Annotated in this window: 20 protein-coding genes; 14 read left to right on the forward strand and 6 right to left on the reverse strand. The window is 58.3% G+C overall.

The window, feature by feature from the left end:
* Positions 1 to 3: 3 nt before the first annotated feature.
* The 12 genes from HX817_RS04525 (at position 4) to HX817_RS04580 (ending at position 11,402) form a co-directional block, all read left to right on the forward strand.
* The gene (locus HX817_RS04525; protein WP_371317768.1) at positions 4 to 849 is read left to right on the forward strand and encodes a polysaccharide lyase; all 846 of its coding nucleotides are present in this window, start codon (positions 4 to 6) and stop codon (positions 847 to 849) included.
* Positions 850 to 1,392 (forward strand): DapH/DapD/GlmU-related protein, encoded by a 543-nt coding sequence (locus tag HX817_RS04530; RefSeq protein ID WP_087694222.1) that lies wholly within the window; start codon positions 850 to 852, stop codon positions 1,390 to 1,392.
* Positions 1,393 to 1,446: 54 nt separating this feature from the next.
* Positions 1,447 to 2,409, forward strand: coding sequence for a hypothetical protein (locus tag HX817_RS04535; protein ID WP_087694223.1), 963 nt, complete (start codon positions 1,447 to 1,449; stop codon positions 2,407 to 2,409).
* A gap of 92 nt (positions 2,410 to 2,501) precedes the next feature.
* Positions 2,502 to 2,900, forward strand: coding sequence for a polysaccharide biosynthesis protein (locus HX817_RS04540; protein ID WP_003211350.1), 399 nt, complete (start codon positions 2,502 to 2,504; stop codon positions 2,898 to 2,900).
* Positions 2,901 to 3,377, forward strand: a complete 477-nt coding sequence (locus tag HX817_RS04545) for a glycosyltransferase (RefSeq protein WP_003211352.1) — start codon at positions 2,901 to 2,903, stop codon at positions 3,375 to 3,377.
* Between the two features lie 54 nt (positions 3,378 to 3,431).
* Positions 3,432 to 4,859 carry a mannose-1-phosphate guanylyltransferase/mannose-6-phosphate isomerase gene (locus HX817_RS04550; protein ID WP_177019926.1) on the forward strand — a complete coding sequence of 476 codons (1,428 nt, stop codon included), beginning with the start codon at positions 3,432 to 3,434 and terminating at the stop codon, positions 4,857 to 4,859.
* A gap of 12 nt (positions 4,860 to 4,871) precedes the next feature.
* The gene (locus HX817_RS04555; protein WP_003211357.1) at positions 4,872 to 6,215 is read left to right on the forward strand and encodes a UDP-glucose/GDP-mannose dehydrogenase family protein; all 1,344 of its coding nucleotides are present in this window, start codon (positions 4,872 to 4,874) and stop codon (positions 6,213 to 6,215) included.
* Between the two features lie 179 nt (positions 6,216 to 6,394).
* Positions 6,395 to 6,679 (forward strand): hypothetical protein, encoded by a 285-nt coding sequence (locus HX817_RS04560; RefSeq protein WP_003211359.1) that lies wholly within the window; start codon positions 6,395 to 6,397, stop codon positions 6,677 to 6,679.
* 85 nt (positions 6,680 to 6,764) lie between these two features.
* Positions 6,765 to 7,877 carry a polysaccharide export protein gene (locus HX817_RS04565; protein ID WP_143495494.1) on the forward strand — a complete coding sequence of 371 codons (1,113 nt, stop codon included), beginning with the start codon at positions 6,765 to 6,767 and terminating at the stop codon, positions 7,875 to 7,877.
* A gap of 14 nt (positions 7,878 to 7,891) precedes the next feature.
* Entirely contained in the window at positions 7,892 to 8,551 is a 660-nt protein-coding gene (locus tag HX817_RS04570) for a YjbF family lipoprotein (protein WP_032899416.1), read from the forward strand.
* Complete coding sequence (locus HX817_RS04575; RefSeq protein WP_177039863.1) at positions 8,548 to 9,315, forward strand: capsule biosynthesis GfcC family protein; 768 nt, start codon at positions 8,548 to 8,550, stop codon at positions 9,313 to 9,315. The genes HX817_RS04570 and HX817_RS04575 overlap by 4 nt, the downstream gene beginning before the upstream one ends.
* Positions 9,312 to 11,402 carry a YjbH domain-containing protein gene (locus HX817_RS04580; RefSeq protein WP_177039864.1) on the forward strand — a complete coding sequence of 697 codons (2,091 nt, stop codon included), beginning with the start codon at positions 9,312 to 9,314 and terminating at the stop codon, positions 11,400 to 11,402. Before HX817_RS04575 ends, HX817_RS04580 begins: the two co-directional genes overlap by 4 nt.
* A gap of 263 nt (positions 11,403 to 11,665) precedes the next feature.
* On the opposite strand, the gene HX817_RS04585 is transcribed toward HX817_RS04580, so the two are convergent.
* From HX817_RS04585 to HX817_RS04605, 5 genes are all read right to left on the reverse strand, one after another.
* Complete coding sequence (locus tag HX817_RS04585) at positions 11,666 to 13,060, reverse strand: undecaprenyl-phosphate glucose phosphotransferase (RefSeq protein WP_087694227.1); 1,395 nt, start codon at positions 13,058 to 13,060, stop codon at positions 11,666 to 11,668.
* A gap of 220 nt (positions 13,061 to 13,280) precedes the next feature.
* On the reverse strand, positions 13,281 to 13,970 hold the full coding sequence (locus tag HX817_RS04590; RefSeq protein ID WP_008435430.1) for a winged helix-turn-helix domain-containing protein: 690 nt from the start codon (positions 13,968 to 13,970) through the stop codon (positions 13,281 to 13,283).
* A 32-nt stretch (positions 13,971 to 14,002) separates the two neighbouring features.
* Positions 14,003 to 14,758, reverse strand: a complete 756-nt coding sequence (locus tag HX817_RS31185) for a hypothetical protein (RefSeq protein WP_177039865.1) — start codon at positions 14,756 to 14,758, stop codon at positions 14,003 to 14,005.
* Entirely contained in the window at positions 14,751 to 15,479 is a 729-nt protein-coding gene (locus HX817_RS04600) for a winged helix-turn-helix domain-containing protein (protein ID WP_003211381.1), read from the reverse strand. Before HX817_RS04600 ends, HX817_RS31185 begins: the two co-directional genes overlap by 8 nt.
* A 291-nt stretch (positions 15,480 to 15,770) precedes the next feature.
* Positions 15,771 to 16,622 (reverse strand): helix-turn-helix domain-containing protein, encoded by an 852-nt coding sequence (locus tag HX817_RS04605; protein WP_008435424.1) that lies wholly within the window; start codon positions 16,620 to 16,622, stop codon positions 15,771 to 15,773.
* A 109-nt stretch (positions 16,623 to 16,731) separates the two neighbouring features.
* On the opposite strand from HX817_RS04605, the gene HX817_RS04610 reads away from it, so the two are divergent.
* Positions 16,732 to 17,142: a hypothetical protein gene (locus HX817_RS04610; RefSeq protein ID WP_003211385.1), complete on the forward strand. Its 411-nt coding sequence runs from the start codon at positions 16,732 to 16,734 to the stop codon at positions 17,140 to 17,142.
* Here the strand turns inward: HX817_RS04610 and HX817_RS04615 are convergent.
* Positions 17,136 to 18,131, reverse strand: coding sequence for a LacI family DNA-binding transcriptional regulator (locus tag HX817_RS04615; RefSeq protein ID WP_008435422.1), 996 nt, complete (start codon positions 18,129 to 18,131; stop codon positions 17,136 to 17,138). The two genes, HX817_RS04610 and HX817_RS04615, sit on opposite strands and share 7 nt — an antisense overlap.
* Before the next feature lie 167 nt (positions 18,132 to 18,298).
* Here HX817_RS04615 and HX817_RS04620 point away from each other — a divergent pair, with 167 nt between their 5' ends.
* On the forward strand, positions 18,299 to 19,429 hold the full coding sequence (locus HX817_RS04620; protein ID WP_177039984.1) for a Gfo/Idh/MocA family protein: 1,131 nt from the start codon (positions 18,299 to 18,301) through the stop codon (positions 19,427 to 19,429).
* Position 19,430: the final 1 nt, after the last annotated feature.

Below are 19,430 nucleotides of genomic sequence, written 5' to 3' on the forward strand. Positions count from 1 at the left end.
GACGTGAAAAAGACAGCCTCGACGCTACTCATTGTGGCGTTCGCCCTGCAGGTGGCTGCCAGCGGCGCATCTGAGTTGAACGACCGTTGCGAGCCAGGCATCAAGAACATCTACCCGTTACTGCCGGACATTTCGCAGATGGCCGACGGGCCCCAGGCGCAAAGCAGCATAAAGGGCAGGGCCAATCTGACGAACAAGGCCTACAGCCAAAAGATCAAGGACATTGCCGTGCATTTTCCGGCCGGCTCCTATGACCCGGGTTCGATGGTGCGCCTTGGGTTGCCCTACGGCGGCATTGAATTCAAATCCCCACTGCCGCAACCGGGCAGGGAATGCCTGGTACTGACCTATGAGTTGAAGTTCGACAGGAATTTCGACTTTGTAAAAGGCGGCAAGCTCCCGGGCCTCTACGGTGGCACCGGCAATACGGGCGGCAAGATACCGAACGGCCATGACGGCTTTTCCACGCGCTACATCTGGAAAGAAAAGGGCGTCGGCGCCATTTACGCGTATTTGCCCACCAGTAAAACCTGGGGCACGGCAATCGGGTTGGGTTCCTGGATCTTTACGGTGGGGCAATGGCACAGGTTGGAGCAACTGGTGAAGTTGAATACGCCGGGGCAGGCCGACGGTGTGATTTCCATTTGGTACGACAACCAGCTGGTGCACTCGGAAACCGGGCTGACGTTTAGAGACACGCCGGAGATCACCATCGACGGCTTGCTGTTTTCGACGTTCTTCGGTGGCAATAACCCGTCTTTCGCCACGCCGGTGAGTACCAATATCCGCTTCAGGAATTTTGTGATGAGTTCACAGCGCGTAACGGATACTTCAGGGCAGGGTGAGTAGATGAAGAACCTGAAACTGAACATCAAGAAGGCCGCTGTTGCGCTGTTCAATACGCTGCTCAGCCTGGCGTTGTTTTTCAATCTGCGACGCGCGTTGCTCCGGGCAACCGGATGCCGGGTGGGCGCCCGGACCACGATCCACCGCAACGTGGTGTTTTTCTCCTTCGGCAACTTCTCGGTCGGGAAAAACTGCACGGTCAATTACGACTGCTACCTGGATAACCGGGCGGGCATCCGCATCGGCGACAACGTCAATATTTCCCATAACACCCGGGTTTATACGCTGGGCCACGATATCGATGACCCCATGAGTTGCCTGGTGGGGAAGCCGGTGTTGATTGAAGACAATGCCTGGATCTTTCCCAATGTGATGGTGATGCCAGGCGTCACCATCGGAACAGGCGCGGTTGTTTATCCGGGCAGTGTGGTCACGCGCAACGTTGCAGCGTATTCGATCGTGGGTGGCAATCCGGCCAAACATATCCGCTTCAGAAACAACACTATTCGATACAACGCCGACTTTCCGATCTGGTTTGCAGTGTAAGCAATCTCACTGGCCCCACCTTTATTTATGCAGGACTCTGACGTGAAATCATTAATGATTGCATGGATTGGCTATCAACGACGCGCCGATACCATGAAGCAATACTGGGCGTATGACATTCTGCATCTGCCCAACCAGTTCAAGAAGAAATCCGCGCGGCCGCTGGATTACTTGATCAAGTCGTTTAAAACCCTGAAGACCCTGTTGGCCGGTTCGCCTGACGTGCTGTGGGTGCAGTTGCCGCCGAGCCCGGTATTGCATATAGCACTGGCCTACAAGTTTATATTCAACCGGCGGCTGAAGATTATCGCCGATGCCCACAACAGCCTGTTGCGCAAACAATGGATAGGCTTTCCGGGCACGGTAGCGCTGTTGAATAGAATCGATGCCGTCGTCGTTCATAATTTTAAAGTCAAAGAAGAGTTGGCCGGCCTGGGCGTCAAGGACACCAATATCTTTATCCTGGAAGACTTGCCGTGTGACTTTCACGCGGCGCCCGCCAGTGAGCGCGAGACACCCTATGTACTGTTTCCGTGCTCGTTTGATATCGATGAACCGATCGAGATCGTGATCAACGCCGCCCGGGAAATGCCCGGTGTCGACTTCCTGATCACCGGCAAGCATCAGGGCAAGCTCTCCGAGGAGCTCGTGGCGTCACTCCCCGAGAACATCAAGCTGACCGGCTTCCTCAGCAAGGCGACCTTTGAACAGCTGCTGTGCCACGCGAATGTGGTGCTCGGCCTGACCACCCGCGACAACGTCCAACTGAGCGTGGCCAACGAAGCGGTCAGCGCCGGCAGGCCGATGGCGCTTTCGAATACCACGGTACTGCGCTCGTTGTTTTCCGAGGCGGCGGTGTTTGTCGACACCCTGGACCCGCTGTCCATCAAGGCCGGCGTCGCGCAGCTCATCGCCAATCAAGAAACCTATAAAGAGAAATCGGCCTTGCTCAAAGCCAAGCGAATAACCCGCTGGAAAGGCCAGGCCCAACTGTTAAGAACTGCCGCCACTATTTAATGATGTCTATTACACCTGACAGGAAGGGAACCGTCATGAGTCAATCAAGTGATGTTTTATTGATTTGTTCTGGAGGTGGGCACTGGGTACAAATGAGCAAGTTGCTGCCTGCCTTCGACGGTCAAAAAGTTACCATCGCCACCGTGGATATCAGCATTGGCTCGCAGTATCCAACCCATGCCTTCGCGCAAGTCCCGGACTTTAATCGCAGTGAACCGTTGAAGATCATCAAGGGCTTTTGCCAGATCTTTGCGATCGTTTACCGCAGCAAGGCCAGGTACGTGATCTCCACCGGGGCGGCACCGGGGTTGCTGGGGCTGGTCGCGGGAAAACTGATGGGCAAAAAGACCCTGTGGATCGACAGCATTGCCAATCCCAAGAAGCTCTCGTTGTCCGGCAGGATCGCTGTGTATTTTGTCGATGAGTTGCTGACCCAGTGGCCCACGCTGTCGCAAAACAGCCGCGCCCAATATAAAGGGAGGATTGTATAAATGATATTTTGCAGCGTTGGCACTCAAGCACCCTTTGAAAGAATGCTCGGCTACTTGCATGAGTGGAGTCATGCAAACCCGCAGGTCCCGATTGTTGCCCAGGTGGGCAATAACGAAAATGACCTGGGGCGCATTACGGCTTACAAGACCATCGCCGAGCCGCTGTTTTCCAAAAACTTCAATGCGTCAAAGGTGATTGTTTCCCATGCGGGCATGGGCAATATCATTCGCTCCCTTGAACTGGGCAAACCGATTGTTATTGTCCCGCGCGACAGTCGGCGCGGTGAACACATCAATAATCACCAGTACGACACCGCCGAAAACTTTTCAGACCTTCCCTCTGTGTTTATCGCCCATGATAAAGATGCGTTCTTTTCGGCGATTGATTCGGCGCTTAACTACAGCAGTGCCGAAAGTTCACTGGACTTTACCGAAAGGGACCGCTTGATCAGTTATGTGAAGTCATTCACTTCTTAAGTTTCGGCTGTTTGTCAATCCGCTCTTATTGCCTTTAATCATCGAGTAATCGTTATGATCCCAGTTATATTGTCTGGCGGTTCAGGCACGCGCCTGTGGCCGCTTTCAAGAGCGCTTAAACCAAAGCAGTTTATTGCGCTGCACGGTGACTTGAGTTTGTTTCAAGCCACCTTGGATCGCATCAAGAACCTGTCGATAGAGGGCGAGACCGTCAGCCCGCCGATCATTGTGTGCAACGAAGAACACCGTTTCATCGTGGCCGAGCAAAGTCGATCACTGGACGTGATCCCGCAGAAAATCCTCCTTGAGCCGACCGCCCGCAACACCGCCCCGGCGATTGCGGCGGCAACCCTGTCGGCGCTGGCGGATGGGGACGATCCGATCCTGCTGGTGCTGGCGGCGGACCATGTGATCGGCGATACCCAAGCCTTTAATGCGGCCTTGACGCTGGCCAAGGTGGAAGTCAACAAAGGCAAGATCGTCACCTTCGGGGTTGTGCCCACCAAGCCGGAGACCGGCTACGGCTATATCCGTACTCAAGAGGCTGCGGTGGACGGCGCCGCGCATGTCGATGCCTTCGTGGAAAAGCCCGACCTGGCGACCGCGCAAGGCTACCTGGAACAAGGCAACTACTTCTGGAACAGCGGCATGTTCATGTTCCGCGCCTCGGTGATGAAGACCGAGCTGGAGCGCCTGAGCCCGGAGATCATGGTGGCCGCGGAACTGTCCCTCTCCAACGCGGCCCATGACCAGGATTTCACCCGGCTCAGCCAGGTGGATTTTGTGAACGCACCCAACGTGTCGATCGATTACGCGGTGATGGAAAAGACCGACATCGCGTCGGTGGTCATCCTCGATTCGCCGTGGAGCGACCTGGGTGCCTGGGACTCAGTGTGGGAAGCGGGCCTCAAGGATCAGAACCAGAACTGCACCCAGGGCGACGTGCTGCTGCAGGACGTCACCAACAGCTATGTGCATGCCAGCCACCGCCTGGTCACGGTTGCAGGGATTAATGATGTGGTGGTCGTCGAGACCGCCGACGCGATTTTGGTGACCACCAAGGACCACGCGCAAGACGTCAAGAAAATAGTCGCGCAGCTGACTGAAAAGCACCGGATCGAGAGCACCAGCCACCGCGAAGTCTATCGGCCGTGGGGCAAATATGACTCGGTGGACCAGGGCTATCGGTACCAGGTGAAGCGGATCACGGTGAAGCCGGGGCACAAGCTGTCGGTGCAACTGCACCACCACCGGGCCGAGCACTGGATCGTGGTGTCCGGCACCGCGAATGTGCAAATCGCCGACAAGCAAGTGCTGCTGACCGAGAACCAGTCCACCTACATCCCCATTGGCGTTGTGCACTCCCTCGAAAACCCGGGGCGAATCCCGCTGGAGCTGATTGAAGTCCAATCGGGCTCGTACCTGGGCGAGGACGACATCATCCGCTTTGAAGACCGCTATGGCCGCCTCGAGCTTGTTTAAAGGAAGATTGAAATGAATGTAACTGTATTTGGAATCGGCTATGTGGGTCTGGTGCAGGCAGCGGTGCTGGCCGACGCGGGGCATGAGGTGTGTTGTGTCGACGTGGACGCGACTAAAGTCGAGAACCTCAAGGCCGGCATTATTCCGATCTTTGAGCCCGGGCTGAGTGCGCTCGTCCAGAAGAACCATGATGCCGGACGCTTGCACTTCACCACCGACGCCGCGCAAGGCGTGCGGCATGGAGAGGTGCAGTTCATCGCCGTGGGCACCCCGCCTGATGACGATGGCAGCGCAGACATCAAGTACGTGCTCTCCGTTGCCGCGACCATTGCGCTCAACATGACCGAGCCGAAGATTATCGTTAACAAGTCCACGGTGCCGGTGGGGACGGCGGACAAGGTCCGGGCGAAGGTGTCCGAGGTGTTGACGTCGCGGGGGCTCGAGGTGGAGTTCCACGTGATCTCGAACCCCGAGTTCCTCAAGGAAGGTTCGGCGGTCGCCGACTGCACCCGGCCCGACCGGATCATCATCGGCAGCGACAGCAGTTACGCCGTGGACCGCATGCGGGAGCTGTATGAACCCTTCAACCGCAACCACGAAAAGATCATCACGATGGACATCAGGAGTGCCGAGCTGACCAAGTACGCGGCCAACTGCCTGCTGGCCACCAAGATTTCCTTCATGAATGAAATGGCCAATTTCGCCGAACGCTTGGGCGCCGACATTGAGGCGGTTCGTAAAGGCATTGGCTCCGATCCACGGATCGGCTACGACTTTATCTACCCAGGCTGCGGTTATGGCGGCTCGTGCTTCCCGAAAGATGTGCAGGCGCTGGAGCGCACCGCGTCGTCGATCGGCTATCAGGCAACGCTGTTGTCTGCCGTCGAGGAAGTCAACAAGCGCCAGAAGCAGCACCTGTTCGGGCATATTCACCACCACTTCGGCGGCCAGCTGGAGGGCAAGACCTTCGCCATCTGGGGCCTGGCCTTCAAGCCCAATACGGATGACATGCGCGAAGCCTCGAGCCGCGTGTTGATCGAACAACTGCGCAGCGTGGGTGCCCGGGTCCAGGCATTCGACCCCGAAGCGATGGCCGAGACCCAGCGCATTTACGGGATGAACGAAGACCTGTTGCTGATGGGCACCAAGGAAGCGGCGTTGCAAGGTGCCGATGCGCTGGTGATCGTGACCGAATGGCGGGAGTTCAAGGCCCCGGACCTGGACTTGATAAAAGAAAAACTGAGCACGCCGGTGATCTTTGACGGCCGCAATATATTTGATCCGCAGCGTATGAAAGCCAATGGTTTCGAGTATTACGGTATTGGTCGCGGGTTATCGGTACGCCCCGTTGTTTAATCCTGACGATTATTAACATTGGTGGTTTGAGCTATCCACAAGTGAGATGATTTCGAGGAGGTTAAGTGCGTGATCCAACAGGATCTTTGCGCAGTTTGCATAGCCTGTTTATCTCCGTTCCATCACTACGCCCTTATTGCATTATTTGATAAGGGGTAAATATCGAGAAGGAGTCTGATATGAGGAAAATACTGTTGGCCGGCGTGCTGGCCTTTAGCAGTACTGCGGCATTGGCGGCAGGTGAAGTCGCGAGCGAGGCCTTGAGCGATGCGGCCGGCGCGAGCGAGCCCCTGTCGTTGAGCACCCCGCTCGTGGGCGGCGTGACGCTCGGTGAAACCGTCGGGGTCGGTACCGCGGTAGTCGGCGCTGCGGCGGCGGCTTCCAACTCGGGCGGCAGTTCCAATGGCGGTACTTCCGGCACCGGCGGCACCACCGGTACAGGCGGTACCACCGGTACCAACTAATAACCCGCAATGTGTGTTGTTCAAGATCACCCGGAACTTCTGGGTGATCTTTTTTAGACTCGCCCTCGACTAGCGTAGTGCCATTATGATTCGTAGGTTACCTGTTCTTTTGCTGGCAAGTTTCAGCTTGCACGGCTGCATGTTTTCGCCTGGTCAACATATGGACACCAGTCAAATGTCCAGTGAGGGTTCTTCCGAAAGTACTCGGGTAGAGTTGATTCCCATCACCCCCAAATTGATTGCCATGGATGCCGCCACGCATGTTCGTGAATCGGTGCCGGCAGAACTGTTGTCTTATGTGCCCGGTGGCTATCGCGTCGGTGCCAATGACCTGTTGTTTATCACGGTTTGGGACCATCCCGAGTTGACGGCACCGTCCGGGCCGCAACAGCAGATCGACGCCAACGGGCGCCTGGTTCGCCCCGATGGCACGTTGTTTTATCCGTATATCGGCAACGTCCCGGTGGCCGGCAAGACCATCGAAGAGCTGCGGGCCTTTATCGCCGGGCGCTTGTCGCAATTTATTGAAAGCCCACAGGTCGACGTCAGCGTCTTGCGGTTTGCCAGCCAGACAGTGGTGGTGACCGGGGCGGTGATCAAGGCCGGGCAACAGCCGATCACCACCACGCCATTGAGCGCCGTCGAGGCCATTGGGGCGGCCGGTGTCGACCCCACGAATGCCGACCTCTCGAGCCTGACCCTGACGCGCGACGGCCGTGAGTACACGCTTGACCTGGACAGCCTCAATCGCCAGGGCTCGCAACTGCAGGGCATCTACCTCAAGGGCGGCGACCGTTTGTACCTGCCCTATAACGACCAGAAACGTGTCTACCTGATGGGCGAAGTCAATCAGCCCCGGGCCCTGAGCTTCAAGGGCAAGTCGATCAACCTGACCGATGCCCTGGGTACCGTAGGCGGCTTGAACCAGACCACTTCCAATGGCAATGCGGTCTATGTGATTCGCGGCGTGGACAACCTGGAAGCCGAACCGGCCAAGGTGTTCCAACTCGATGCCCAATCACCTTCCGCGCTGGTGCTGGCCACCCGGTTCGACTTGCAACCCCAGGACATCGTGTACGTCGGGCCGGCCGGCGTGACGCGCTGGAACCGCCTGATCAGCCAGTTGCTGCCGACCGCCAGTGCCATTGGGATTGGTGCCCGATCGGCCAATGACCTCAGTGAAGTCAACAGCAGATAAGGCGTTATCCCGTGGTGAAAATGTTGCCTACCAGCGCCTGCCTGTCGATGGCGCTCTTGTTGTGCGGGTGTAACCCGTTGATGAGGGCGTCGTGGTACACCCTCGAAACCTCTGTGACGGGCCCGGCCCCGATCAACGTGACCCGCGCCCAGGTCGACGCGGTGCCATACCCGCAGATCCTGGTGACCACCGCCGTCAGCGAGGGCGTGATGGCCATGGCCCGGCGCCGGGGCGACCTGCAGTTTTGGGTCGCTTCCGGCAAGCAAGTGGTGATGATGCGTGACGGCCTGGTGGTACGCACTGTCGGGCTGGGTGTTTCCCTGGATGGCACGCGTTTCAGTGGCGAATCGCCGTTCAAGCGCGGGCTCCAGCATCTGCCCGACGGCTACACCGGCACACGCTGGATCGACCTCTACGACGGCAACCGAATCGGTATCGCGGTCAACAGCCGTTTCAGCAGCCACGGTATCGAGACCCTCCGCATTCTGGACAAGGATTACGCCTTGCTGCGCATCGACGAGCAGGTGGACGCTCCCACCTTGAATTTCCGCGCCACCAACCATTATTGGGTCGACCCGCAGGATGGTTTCATCTGGCGCAGCGAGCAGCATTTGACGCCCCGGTTGGCCCTGAAAATCGTGCAGTTGCGTCCCGACCGGGAGGCAGCCCGATGAAGTGTTCGAAGCTTTTATGGCTGGGCCTGTTGCTGATCGGCCCCGGCACTGGCCAGGCGGCCGTTACAGTCAGTGGCGAGGTGCGCAGCCCTGGCGCCTTCGAGGTCAAGCCGGGGGCGCGTTTGCTGGACGTTATTCGTGTGGCCCAACCCAATGCAGAAAGCTACTGGTTGGGCGCCGCGTGGCTGCACCAGTCGTTGGTGAGCACGCAGGAACGCTTGAAGGCAGGGGTTTTGTTCGATCTGAAACTGCTGCAACGAGGGGCCTTGCTGGATGACCGTGGCTCCCGGGCGGACTTGAGTGCGCGTCTGTATCGACAGGTCGAACAGTTGCCGGTCACCGGCCGCCAGGTGCAAGTGCTGGACCCGATCGCCGTGGAGACGGGGTTCGCGCGCAACGCATTGCTGGATGACGGGGACCGGCTGGTCTACCCCGTGAGGCCGTCCACCGTGCAGGTGCTCGGGGCGGTCGCGCAGTCCTGTGATGTGCCGTACCGGGCCATGCGCGAGGTGCGGGATTATGTTGGCGACTGCACGGTCCTCGATGACGCCGAGCGCGATGACCTGTGGCTGATCCAGCCCGACGGCCAGGTACGGCGCGTGGGCGTGGCGGCGTGGAATCGCGAGGACGGCGTGGTGGCGGCCCCCGGCAGCAGGATCCTGGTGCCGATCCGCAGCGACGACCTTGAGACGCCGACCCCTGATCTCAACCAACAACTGGCCGAGTTTTTCGCCACTCAACCGTTGGCTGAGGTGAACCCTTGAATTTACGTTTTGCGGCTGTACTGCTGTTGCCTTGCGGGTTGGCTCACGGTGACCCCCGTTACACCCAAAATGATTTCGGCGGCGTGGGCCTGCTACAGACCCCCACCGCACGCATGGCCCCGGCGGGAGAGTTGAGCGCCAACGCCAACCGCACCGATCCCTACTCGCGCTACAGTTTTTCCCTGCAACCGTTTGATTGGCTGGAGGGTTCGTTTCGTTATACCGCCATCAGCAACCGCAGGTACGGCGCCGAGGCGTTGAGCGGAAGCCAGAGCTTCAAGGACAAGGCCATCGACTTCAAGGCGCGGCTCTGGGAGGAAAGCCGGTGGGCACCGCAGGTGGCTTTCGGTGCCCGGGACATCGGCGGTACCGGGCTGTTTTCCAGCGAATACTTTGTCGCCAACAAGCGCCACGGCAACCTGGATTTCAGCCTCGGCATCGCCTGGGGCTACCTGGGAAACCGAGGCGACTTCGGCAACCCGCTGTCGGTGTTCGGCAGCAAGTTCAACGACCGGCCCAAGAGCACTGCGGTCGTCGCCAGGGCAGGGGATGTGAACTCCAACGCCTATTTCAGGGGCCGCCCTTCGTTGTTCGGCGGGATCGCCTATCAAACGCCCTGGGAACCCTTGAGCCTGAAACTCGAATACGAGGGCAATGACTACAAGCACGAGCCGTTGGACAACCCGATCAAGCAGGACTCGCCGGTAAACATTGGCGTGGTCTATAAGCTGGCTGACAGCGTCGACCTGAGTGCGGCCTGGGAACGCGGGAATACCGCGATGTTCGGCATCACCCTGCACACCAACTTTGTCAGCCGCAAGGCACCGGTCAAGACCTATGACCCGCCCGCCGAACCGTTGCCGGCGCGCATGCCCACCACCCCGGCCGACCAGGTCAACTGGGCCAACGTCGCCGACAGGCTGCAGCAGAATGCCGGCTACAAGGTGGAGCGCATTGCCCGGCGCGGCTCGGAATTGATGGTGTATGGCGAGCAGCAACGCTACTTCTATTCAGCCAAGGCCGTGGGACGCGCCAGCCGGATTCTCGACAACAGCGCCAATCAGGATATCGACTGGTTCACCCTGGTGAACAAGCGCTATGACATGCCCATCGAAGAAACCAGCGTGCCCCGTGACACCTTCCGCGCAGTGGTGAACAACCAGCAGCCGTTGACGGACCTGCACCGTAATACCGAGGTCAACCCGGCGGTTGCCCATCGGGAAACCACGCTCTACAGCAGACAATCCGAGCCGTTCAACTATGGCCTTGGCCTGGGTTACAAACAGAACATCGGTGGCCCCGACGGCTTGCTTTATCAGTTCACTGCCGACGCCGACGCGGAGTACCGTTTTACCCGCAATACCTGGTGGAGCGGCTTGCTCAGCGCCAACCTGCTGAACAACTACGACAAGTTCACCTACGACGCACCCAGCGGGTTGCCGCGAGTACGCACCGACCTGCGCCAATACATGACCACGTCCGATGTGACGATGCCGAACTTCCAGGTCAATCATGCGCAGCGCCTGGACCGCGACCTGTATGGCATGGTCTACGGCGGCTACCTGGAGTCCATGTACGCCGGGGTGGGCGGCGAGGTGTTGTTCCGGCCGGCGGGCAAGCACTGGTCAGTGGGCGCAGACCTGAACTTCGTGCGCCAGCGTGATTTCAACCAGGGCTTCGGCCTGCGGGATTACCAGACCATCACCGGCCATGTCACCAGCTATACCGAGCTGCCCTATGACACCCTGGCCGCCGTCAGTGTGGGGCGTTACCTGGCGCGGGACTGGGGCACCACCGTCGACATCTCGCGCCAGTTCAAGAACGGCGTGAAGTTTGGTGGCTGGGTGACGCTGACCACCGCCTCGAAGGAAGAATATGGCGAAGGCAGCTTCGACAAGGGTATCTATATTTCCGTCCCCTTCGACGAATTGATGAGCACCTCGACGATGCGTCGGGCCAACGTCGTATGGGCGCCACTGACCCGTGACGGCGGCGCACGCCTGAACCGCGGCTATTCGCTGCAGACCATGACCGACGGGCGTGACAGCGAGTTGTTCTACAACAACTTCGAGAAGATCACTGAGTGACGGTGCGGCATCTGCCGACCAGGTTGTCGACTGCCCGGCGTTGAATGCGCCGGGCAGTCGCCAAGCCAGAACGCTACAGCGCCAGGTGCAATGCCGGCGCGCAACACTTGCCTGACTTTCCTCTTTGATGACTATGCGAATGGCCCGGGCCGGGCGTTGCTGTGGGCGCTATCGTTGCGCCTTGCGGGGAGTGGTGGCGGGGAGGGCGCAAAGCGCGCCTGGTGCCCCGCGCCGCCGATGCAGCGGCACGGGGAAGGGCGGGGTCAGTAGATGTCTTTGGACAGCAGGGTAAACGGCGTCTTGAACAGGATCTTGATGTCCAGCCACAGCGACCAGTTGTTGATATAGCGCAGGTCGATATCGACGCGTTGCTGCATCTTCTCCAGGGTCTCGGTTTCACCCCGGCAGCCATTGACCTGCGCCAGGCCGGTGATGCCGGGCTTGATGCGATGCCGCGCCATGTACGCGCGAATCTTGCCCGAGTAGTAGTCATTGTGGGCGACGGCATGCGGGCGTGGGCCGACCAGTGCCATATGCCCTTGCAGCACGTTGAACAGCTGGGGCAGCTCGTCGATGGAGGTGCGGCGGATAAAGCGCCCTACGGGGGTAATGCGTGAGTCGTTGCGGCTCGCCTGGCGCACTTCGTGGTCGTCATGCACGCGCATCGAGCGGAACTTCCAGACCTTGATCACCTCGCCGTTCCAGCCGTGACGATCCTGCTTGAAAATTACCGGGCCGGGAGAGGTAAGTTTGATCAGCAGGGCGAACAGCAGCAGCAACGGGCTGAGCAGGATGATCGCCAACAGGGCCAGGCTCTTGTCCAGCAGCGACTTGCTCAGTGCTGCGGTCGGCCGGCTGGTCAGCGGGCTTTCATTGAGGAAGATCGCGGGCAATCCATCCACCTCGGCCACGCTGTGGTTGAGCAGCAGCATGTTGTTGAGGTCGGGCACCCAGATCACGTCCACGCTGATCTCCAGCAGGTTGAGGTACAGCGCCTCGATGTGGGTCGCTTCCTGGAGAGAGTGAGTGATGTACAGGCGGCGGATACCGTGCTGGCGGATCAGCGCGGGAAGATCGGGCAAGTCACCGAGGATCTGAGGCTGGGTGCCGGCCTGGGGGGAGGTGGTGCGGGGACCTACGAGACCGACCAGAGGGGAGCGTTTTTGCCTGGCGAGAGTATTGGCCAAGTCGGTTGCAAGTTTTCCCGTACCAATAATCAGCGATTTCTGGCGCTCATGTAGTTGCCGGTGGTAGTACCTGGATAGACTGTGAATGGGAATGTAGCAAAGGGCTAGTATTGGATAGCTGACAGCGGCCCACAGTAGCAGGATCTCGAAGGGAAACAGCGAACTGGCATTACAGGCTATGCCGACCGCGAACAATATGCCCAGGGTCAATAACCAGCCGGTGAATAATCGTCCCAACCCAACAAAAAAGTCATCTTTTTTGCTATAGACGTCACATAACATGTAGGCCGGTATAGAGGCCAGTATTGTAATGGCTGCCAATATCCGGTAGTGGGATTCCAATTGCCCGGTCTTGAAAAGTACCAGTGAAAACAAAAGTACAACGACCACACTCAGGGCAATTGCCCACTGTCCCCAAAAGGTCAGGCCTTTGGGTGTAAGGTTACGATGCATTCTTCTGTTGTTAAGCATACTTCTGCTCCCTGTGGTATCCACTCACGTGCTGGCAGGTTAAAGCGAGGCGTGGTTTTAATGACTATCAAATGACAGGCGCACGCGTAGGCGTGCGTATTGATAGTAATAAATGGCAGGGAGCAATGGCTGACGACTTATAACGCGGTCATGTTGTTATAAAATGGCAGATAGAAAGGCGTTCTAATAGGCAGGGTGAATTGTAATTTTTATGAAATAATTATTGTTCTGTGACGTTCGCGCGACTGCTCAGCGGGCTTTTTATTTTTTGTGTCAGGCAGTAGCCACGGTTACGCACCGCGCGGAACAGGCGTTCGCCATCATTCACGCGTTTGAACTTGTCCTGCAATCGGCTAAGGCACATTTCAAGCCCGCGATAGAGGTCGGGCTCACGTCCGATGTTGCGGATAAGTTCTTCCTTGCTGACCACACGTTCTTCATGGTTCAACATTTTCTTAATCAATGCCGACTCAATAGTGGTCAAGGAAATGCGTAGCCCACCTTTCACCAGCGCACGATCTTGCTGGGTAAGTAGCCAGACATCGGGGCCGCGTAATGCAGAGGATGAGTTAACTGTTTCCGTGGTGGTGTTATTCAGGTCCGGGTGTGTGACGTCTGATTTTAGAGCCGTGATGTTAGGTTTTTTTGACGCGTCGTAAAGTTGTCGGGTCAGTCGATTACTGGCTTCGTAAAGTCTTTTGGCGGCGACATAGTTACTGAGCCACAGATTGAAATTCTGCTCTTTGGTAACAGCGTAGGAACTGGTCGAAGCGTCCGATGTTTTTTCCACGGTTTCGATCAGCGGCCCGCTGTCAACGTCGTAATGTAAAAATGCCACATTTGGCGTGAAATCGTGCAGTGCGATTGACGGGTACGTCGATGTAAATGTGTGTTTCTTGAGAGAACTCATGGCATTCACCGATTCCAGGAAAGTACGGGGGTTCATAAACTATCAGCAGGGGAGAAGTAGGGGCCCTGAAAATAGTCAAAAGGCAAGCGTCTGGCGAGAAGTGCGCTGTCGGCGTGCTCGACGTTGTCGGCGATGAAGGAGACCCGGGTGGCGCTCATCAGCCCCAGCATCTGGTCGTAAAGCCGGTCGAACAGGCCCGAGCGGGTGTTCAGACTGAGCCTGAGGGCCGAGTCTGGAAAAGGCATTTTTATATAGTCATAAAGACTCAAGTCGATCAGCAGGTCGGTGTTTTTTGTATTTAATGTGTAATTGTTATAGGCAAGCTTCAGGTTGCTCTGGTCTTTCAGGCTATACAGTTGACGGATCATGCTCCGGCGTTCCAGCGGGCCCGGAAGGGTGTCCAGTGTATTTTCAACGCTGACAATGAGTTGTTGTCTGTTTTTTTCCAGCGTGTGTGAAGTATCGATAATTTCCTTGAGCAGGTCCTCATTCATCAACAGCGATTGCTCAACTCGGAAAAACTTGTGGAGGTCCGGGCTTTTATCCGCGCGCAAACGTTTACTTGTGCGGGCAAATGAACTCGGCCTGGCATGTTGCAGGGCTTCGCTGTAGGCGTCTTTAAGTTGTTCGGAATAAAACGGGCAGGCGCCATCACGCGGGCTGTCGAGCGCAGGCTCGGCGTGGACGCGGATCTCACTGCCCCACAGCGTGCAACTTCGTTCAAGTATCGCTTGCCGCGAAAAGGTGAAGCAGGCTGACGCCTCACGTAATAAGGTTCCGCTATTCACGGTTCGACCGCTCCCTGACGGGGTGGATATGATTAACCGAAGCCAGCCCTCTGCTTAGTTTGTAGCCGTAACCGCGAATGCTCTGAATTATATTGCTTCCGTAATGTGATTTTATTTTGCCACGTAACCGGCTAATCGATTTTTCGAGGGCCCTTGAATCATAAAATCGGGGATTCAGCCCCATTACCACGGCGATTTCATCATGGCTGAGCAATCGATTATGAATGAGCGCTTCCAGTACTTTCATTTCGACAAAGGACACTTCGAGCTTTTTGCCACCCCCGTAGATGCACATGCGGTCCTGATCGAGTAGCAAATCAGTATTACTTAGCCAGTATGTCTCGCTGAGGAACGCGGCAAACAGGGCAAGTTTTTTCTCGGGCGAGCTCTCGACGACCTTTATGCAGTAATCAGCGCCTGCGAGATAATATTTGGTTTTGCTTAGTGTAGTGGCGAAGGTGACAACCAGGAAAATGGTGCTGCCAGGATTTTCCGATCTGGTTTTTTTAATGATGTCCAGCGTTTGGGTGCTGGCAGAGGGGGTGTCGATCTCTATGATGATGGCACGGTAATGTCCATGGCTTGCATAGGGACCGATTAGTTGGCCGTAGGAGCGTGTATCGACTTTTAGATTTTTCGGTACAGTACGAACTATAAGCTCGCTGAAGTCCTCGGATTTCGATGGGGTCCGTGCAATAGCGAGGACGTTGGAAAAATGCATCACGTTGCTCCCTTTTCCGGCATGCGAGGCCGTCAATTCAATCGCTGCAGGCGTTTAGATGTTAATCGAATTGAATACGCCAAAACGTGACAAATTTTAACATTCGGCACTTTATTTGCGGGGGGTAAGGCGGATTTCAGGCGGGTGTTGAGAGCGGGTTTGTGGACCGGAGTACTCATATGCTAGTGCAAATTTTTTAGTGTGCGATAAGTATTTTAGGCGGGTTGATTTTTTTTGGCTGGAATGATTTAAGCCTTCTAGTCCCTTAGCTCTAAAAATGCTTATACGTGACTATTTATAATAATCCAGCAAGGCGATAGCGGGCGTCGTGTGCTGGGGGATGCTCGCGCGGTCGGCCAGGTAGCGCGCCGGCGGTTGGCCGATGGCCTTGCGGAACATGGTGATAAAGCCGCTGGCGTTTTCATAGCCGAGGTCCAGTGCCACCGTCTGCACACTTTCGCCTTTCGCCAGGCGCTGCAGTGACAGGATCACATGCAGTTGCCTGCGCCAGCGGCCGAAACTCAGGCCGATCTCCTCCAGCAACAAGCGCGTCATGCTGCGTTCGCTCATGCCGATGCGTACGGCCCATTCGCCCAGGGTGGCCTTGTCGCTGGGGTTGGCCAGCAAACTGTCGGCCAGGCGCCGCAGCCGAGTGTCCCGGGGCATGGGCAGGTGCAGGGCCTCCACCGGTGCCAGTGCCAGTTCGTCCAGCAGCGTGGCCACCAACCGGCCCTGGGCGCCCTCGGTGTCGTACAGCGGTGGGAAGCTGACGGCCTTGCTGATCAATTCGTGTAACAACGGCGATACCGCCAGGGTGCAGCATTGCCGGGGCAGGGCGCCGGCAGCGTCGGGGTCGACCAACAGACAGTAGACATCCGCTGCCCCCGACCCGCGCGCGGCATGGGAAAGGCCGCCCGGAATCCACAACGCGCACTGGGGGGGCACGATCCAGATACCTTCTTCGATGACGCAATGAATCACCCCGCGCAATGTGTACATCAACTGGCCCTTGCGGTGCTGGTGCGGTGCGTGCTCCCAACTCGCAGAGGTGCTTGAAGCGCTCACTGCAACCACCGCACGGGGAATTGCATCGGCAAGGGCCGGGCGCAAGGGGTCACGGGTTTCGAGGCGGTGGTTGTACATGGCGGCGCGGCGTCTTGGCTGGAATGCGAAACATTCTGGCCATTCTGTGCAATGGCGTCCAGTGATGGCATGGCTATCATGAGAAACATTCTCGTTAAAGGAGCTTCCCATGCAACTCGACAGTTCAACATTCCCCGTGGTGAAAATCGTGTTTGACGCCCCCAGCGACACTCCCCCGCAAGATACCTTTGGCGCATTCGAGGCCTTGTTGCAGCGCGAGGAACCCTTCGTCCTGCTGCACGAGAAAGCCGTGGATGAAAGCACTCACGAGCATTCACACGAAGAACGCAAACAGGCCTCGATCTGGATGAAGAAGCACAAGGTGGCCCTGCGTACTTTCGTCAAAGGCATGATCCAGGTGGAGCCCAGCGCAGCCAAGCGCCTGGCGCTCAAGCCGTTTGCCGTGATGTTCGGCAAGGCGTGGGGCTACCCGTTGCTGGTGGTGGAATCCACGGATCAGGCCTGGGCATTGGCGCGGGACGTGCTGGATACCCAGGTGTCGGATGTGGCGCACTATTGAGTGTGGGGCGCTGCCGTGCTGCCGCGTACTGTGAGTTCGAACGGCACTACAACCTGACGCTCCGACAGCGGCGTTTTCTCGATCAGTGCGATGAGCATCTCGACCGCCTTGCGGCCGAAGATTTCGGCAGGCTGTGCAATGGTGGTCAGGGGCGGGTCGCAGTAGGCCGCGAAGGGGATGTCATCAAAGCCCACCAGGGAAATATCCTGGGGCACGCGCAGGCCCTGTTGCTTGATGCGCTTCAAGGCGCCGATGGCCATTTCGTCGTTCTCGCAGAACAGCGCAGTGGGCCGCTTGGGCAGGGCGAGCATGTTGCCTGCGCCCTCGAAACCGGCGTGCAGGGTGAAGTCGCCGTGGCAGATAAGCGCCGGGTCGCGGGGGATGCCCGCCGCGAGCAAGGCATCTTCATAACCGGCCACGCGGTCACGGGTCAGTGGGCTGCTTTTCGGGCCTTTGATCAAGCCGATGCGGCGGTGGCCGAGGTCGATCAAGTGCTGGGTCATGGCCCGGGCGGCGCCACGGTTGTCGAGGCTGATGGTGGGGTGGCGACCGTCCTGGATCACCTCGCAGGCGTTCACCAGTGGCGGTGAGTCGCTGCAGTCGCTGAACGGGTCCGAGGCCCGCAACTGAATCACACCGTCGGCCTGATGGGCGTGGACCAGTTCGGCGAACTGTTTTTCGATTTCTGCCTGGCCCCGGGTGTCGCACAACAGCAACCGATAACCCGATGCCTGCGCCGCTTGCTGTGCACCGCTGATGACCCGGGCGAAAAACGTGTTGGCAATCGCCGGCACCAGGATCACCAGGTTGCCGGTGCGCCGCGAACGGAATTGCACCGCCATGCGGTTCGGCCGGTAGCCGGTCTGTTCCACGGCGGCGTTGACCTTGTCGCGGGTCTCGGGCAACACGCGTTCAGGGCTGGCCAGGGTCCTGGACACGGTGGCCACCGAGACCCCGGCCAGCCGGGCGACTTCACGAATATTGGACAAGACCACCTCATTATCAGAACAGCAGCCTGCAAGTTTACCGCAGTCGGGGTTTGACATCGCGAGCAACCAGGCCTAAATTTCCGGCACGATGTAACCGGTTACATCATGATCGGTAATTGCCCATAAAGAGAAGACTTGCGATGACGGTTGCTGTGCAAAAAATAAGAATGGGCTTTGTTGGCGGCGGCGAAGGCGCCTTCATCGGCCAGGCTCACCGCCAGGCGGCGGGGCTGGATGGGTGTTATGAACTGGTGTGCGGTGCCTTCAGCCGTGAGCCCGAGAACAACCGGAGCACCGGCAATGCGCTGGGCCTGCCCGCGTCCCGCTGTTACAGCGAATGGCAGCAGATGCTCGCCGGCGAACAGGCACTCCCGGCCGAGCAGCGCATGCAGCTGCTGGTGATCGTCACCCCCAATCATCTGCATGCACCGATTGCGACCCAGGCGCTGCAGGCGGGCTTCCACGTGTTCAGCGAGAAGCCGGCCGCGCTCAATCTTGCTGAAGTGCAGGCGCTGGCAGACGTTGTCAAAAACAGTTCCGGGCTTTATGGGCTGGCACACACCTACCTGGGTTACCCGATGGTGTGGCAGGCCCGCGACATGGTGCGCAATGGCGTGATCGGCGCGTTGCGCAAAGTGATCGTCGAGTACCCACAAGGCTGGCTCAGCCAGGACGTGGGCGGGCAGGGCAACAAACAGGCGGACTGGCGCAGCCGGCCCGAGCTGTCGGGACTGGGCGGCTGCATCGGCGACATCGGCACCCACGCCTTTTCCCTGGCCGAGTTCATCGCCGACCAACCGATCGAACAGCTTTGCGCGAACCTGGGCATCCATGTACCCGGCCGGCAACTGGATGACGATGCCGCCATGCTGTTCAAGATGGCCTCCGGCGCCAGCGGCGTGCTGATCGCCAGCCAAGTGTGTGCCGGTGAAGAGAACCCGCTGAAGATCCGCCTCTATGGCGACAAGGGCGGCCTGGAATGGCGCCAGGAAGAACCCGCCAGTCTGATCCATCGTTCCCTCGACCAACCGCTGCGCATCCTGCGTTCCGGCGTCGGCCAGCCCTGGCTGTGCGACGCGGCATTGCAGCGCATGCGCCTGCCCGCCGGGCATCCCGAGGGTTACCTGGAAGCCATGGCCAACCTCTACCGCGACTTCGCCAAGGCCATTCGCCAAGGCACCGAGGCCGTTGGCGTACCCGGCATCGAAGTCGGCGTGCGCGGCATGGCCTTTATCGAAGCCGTGATCGCCAACCATCACGGCGAGGCGAAGTGGACCACCTTGGCGAACCACCCATGAA

It is taken from the genome of Pseudomonas sp. C6002, from assembly GCF_013385805.1.
In the GTDB taxonomy this organism is placed as follows: domain Bacteria; phylum Pseudomonadota; class Gammaproteobacteria; order Pseudomonadales; family Pseudomonadaceae; genus Aquipseudomonas.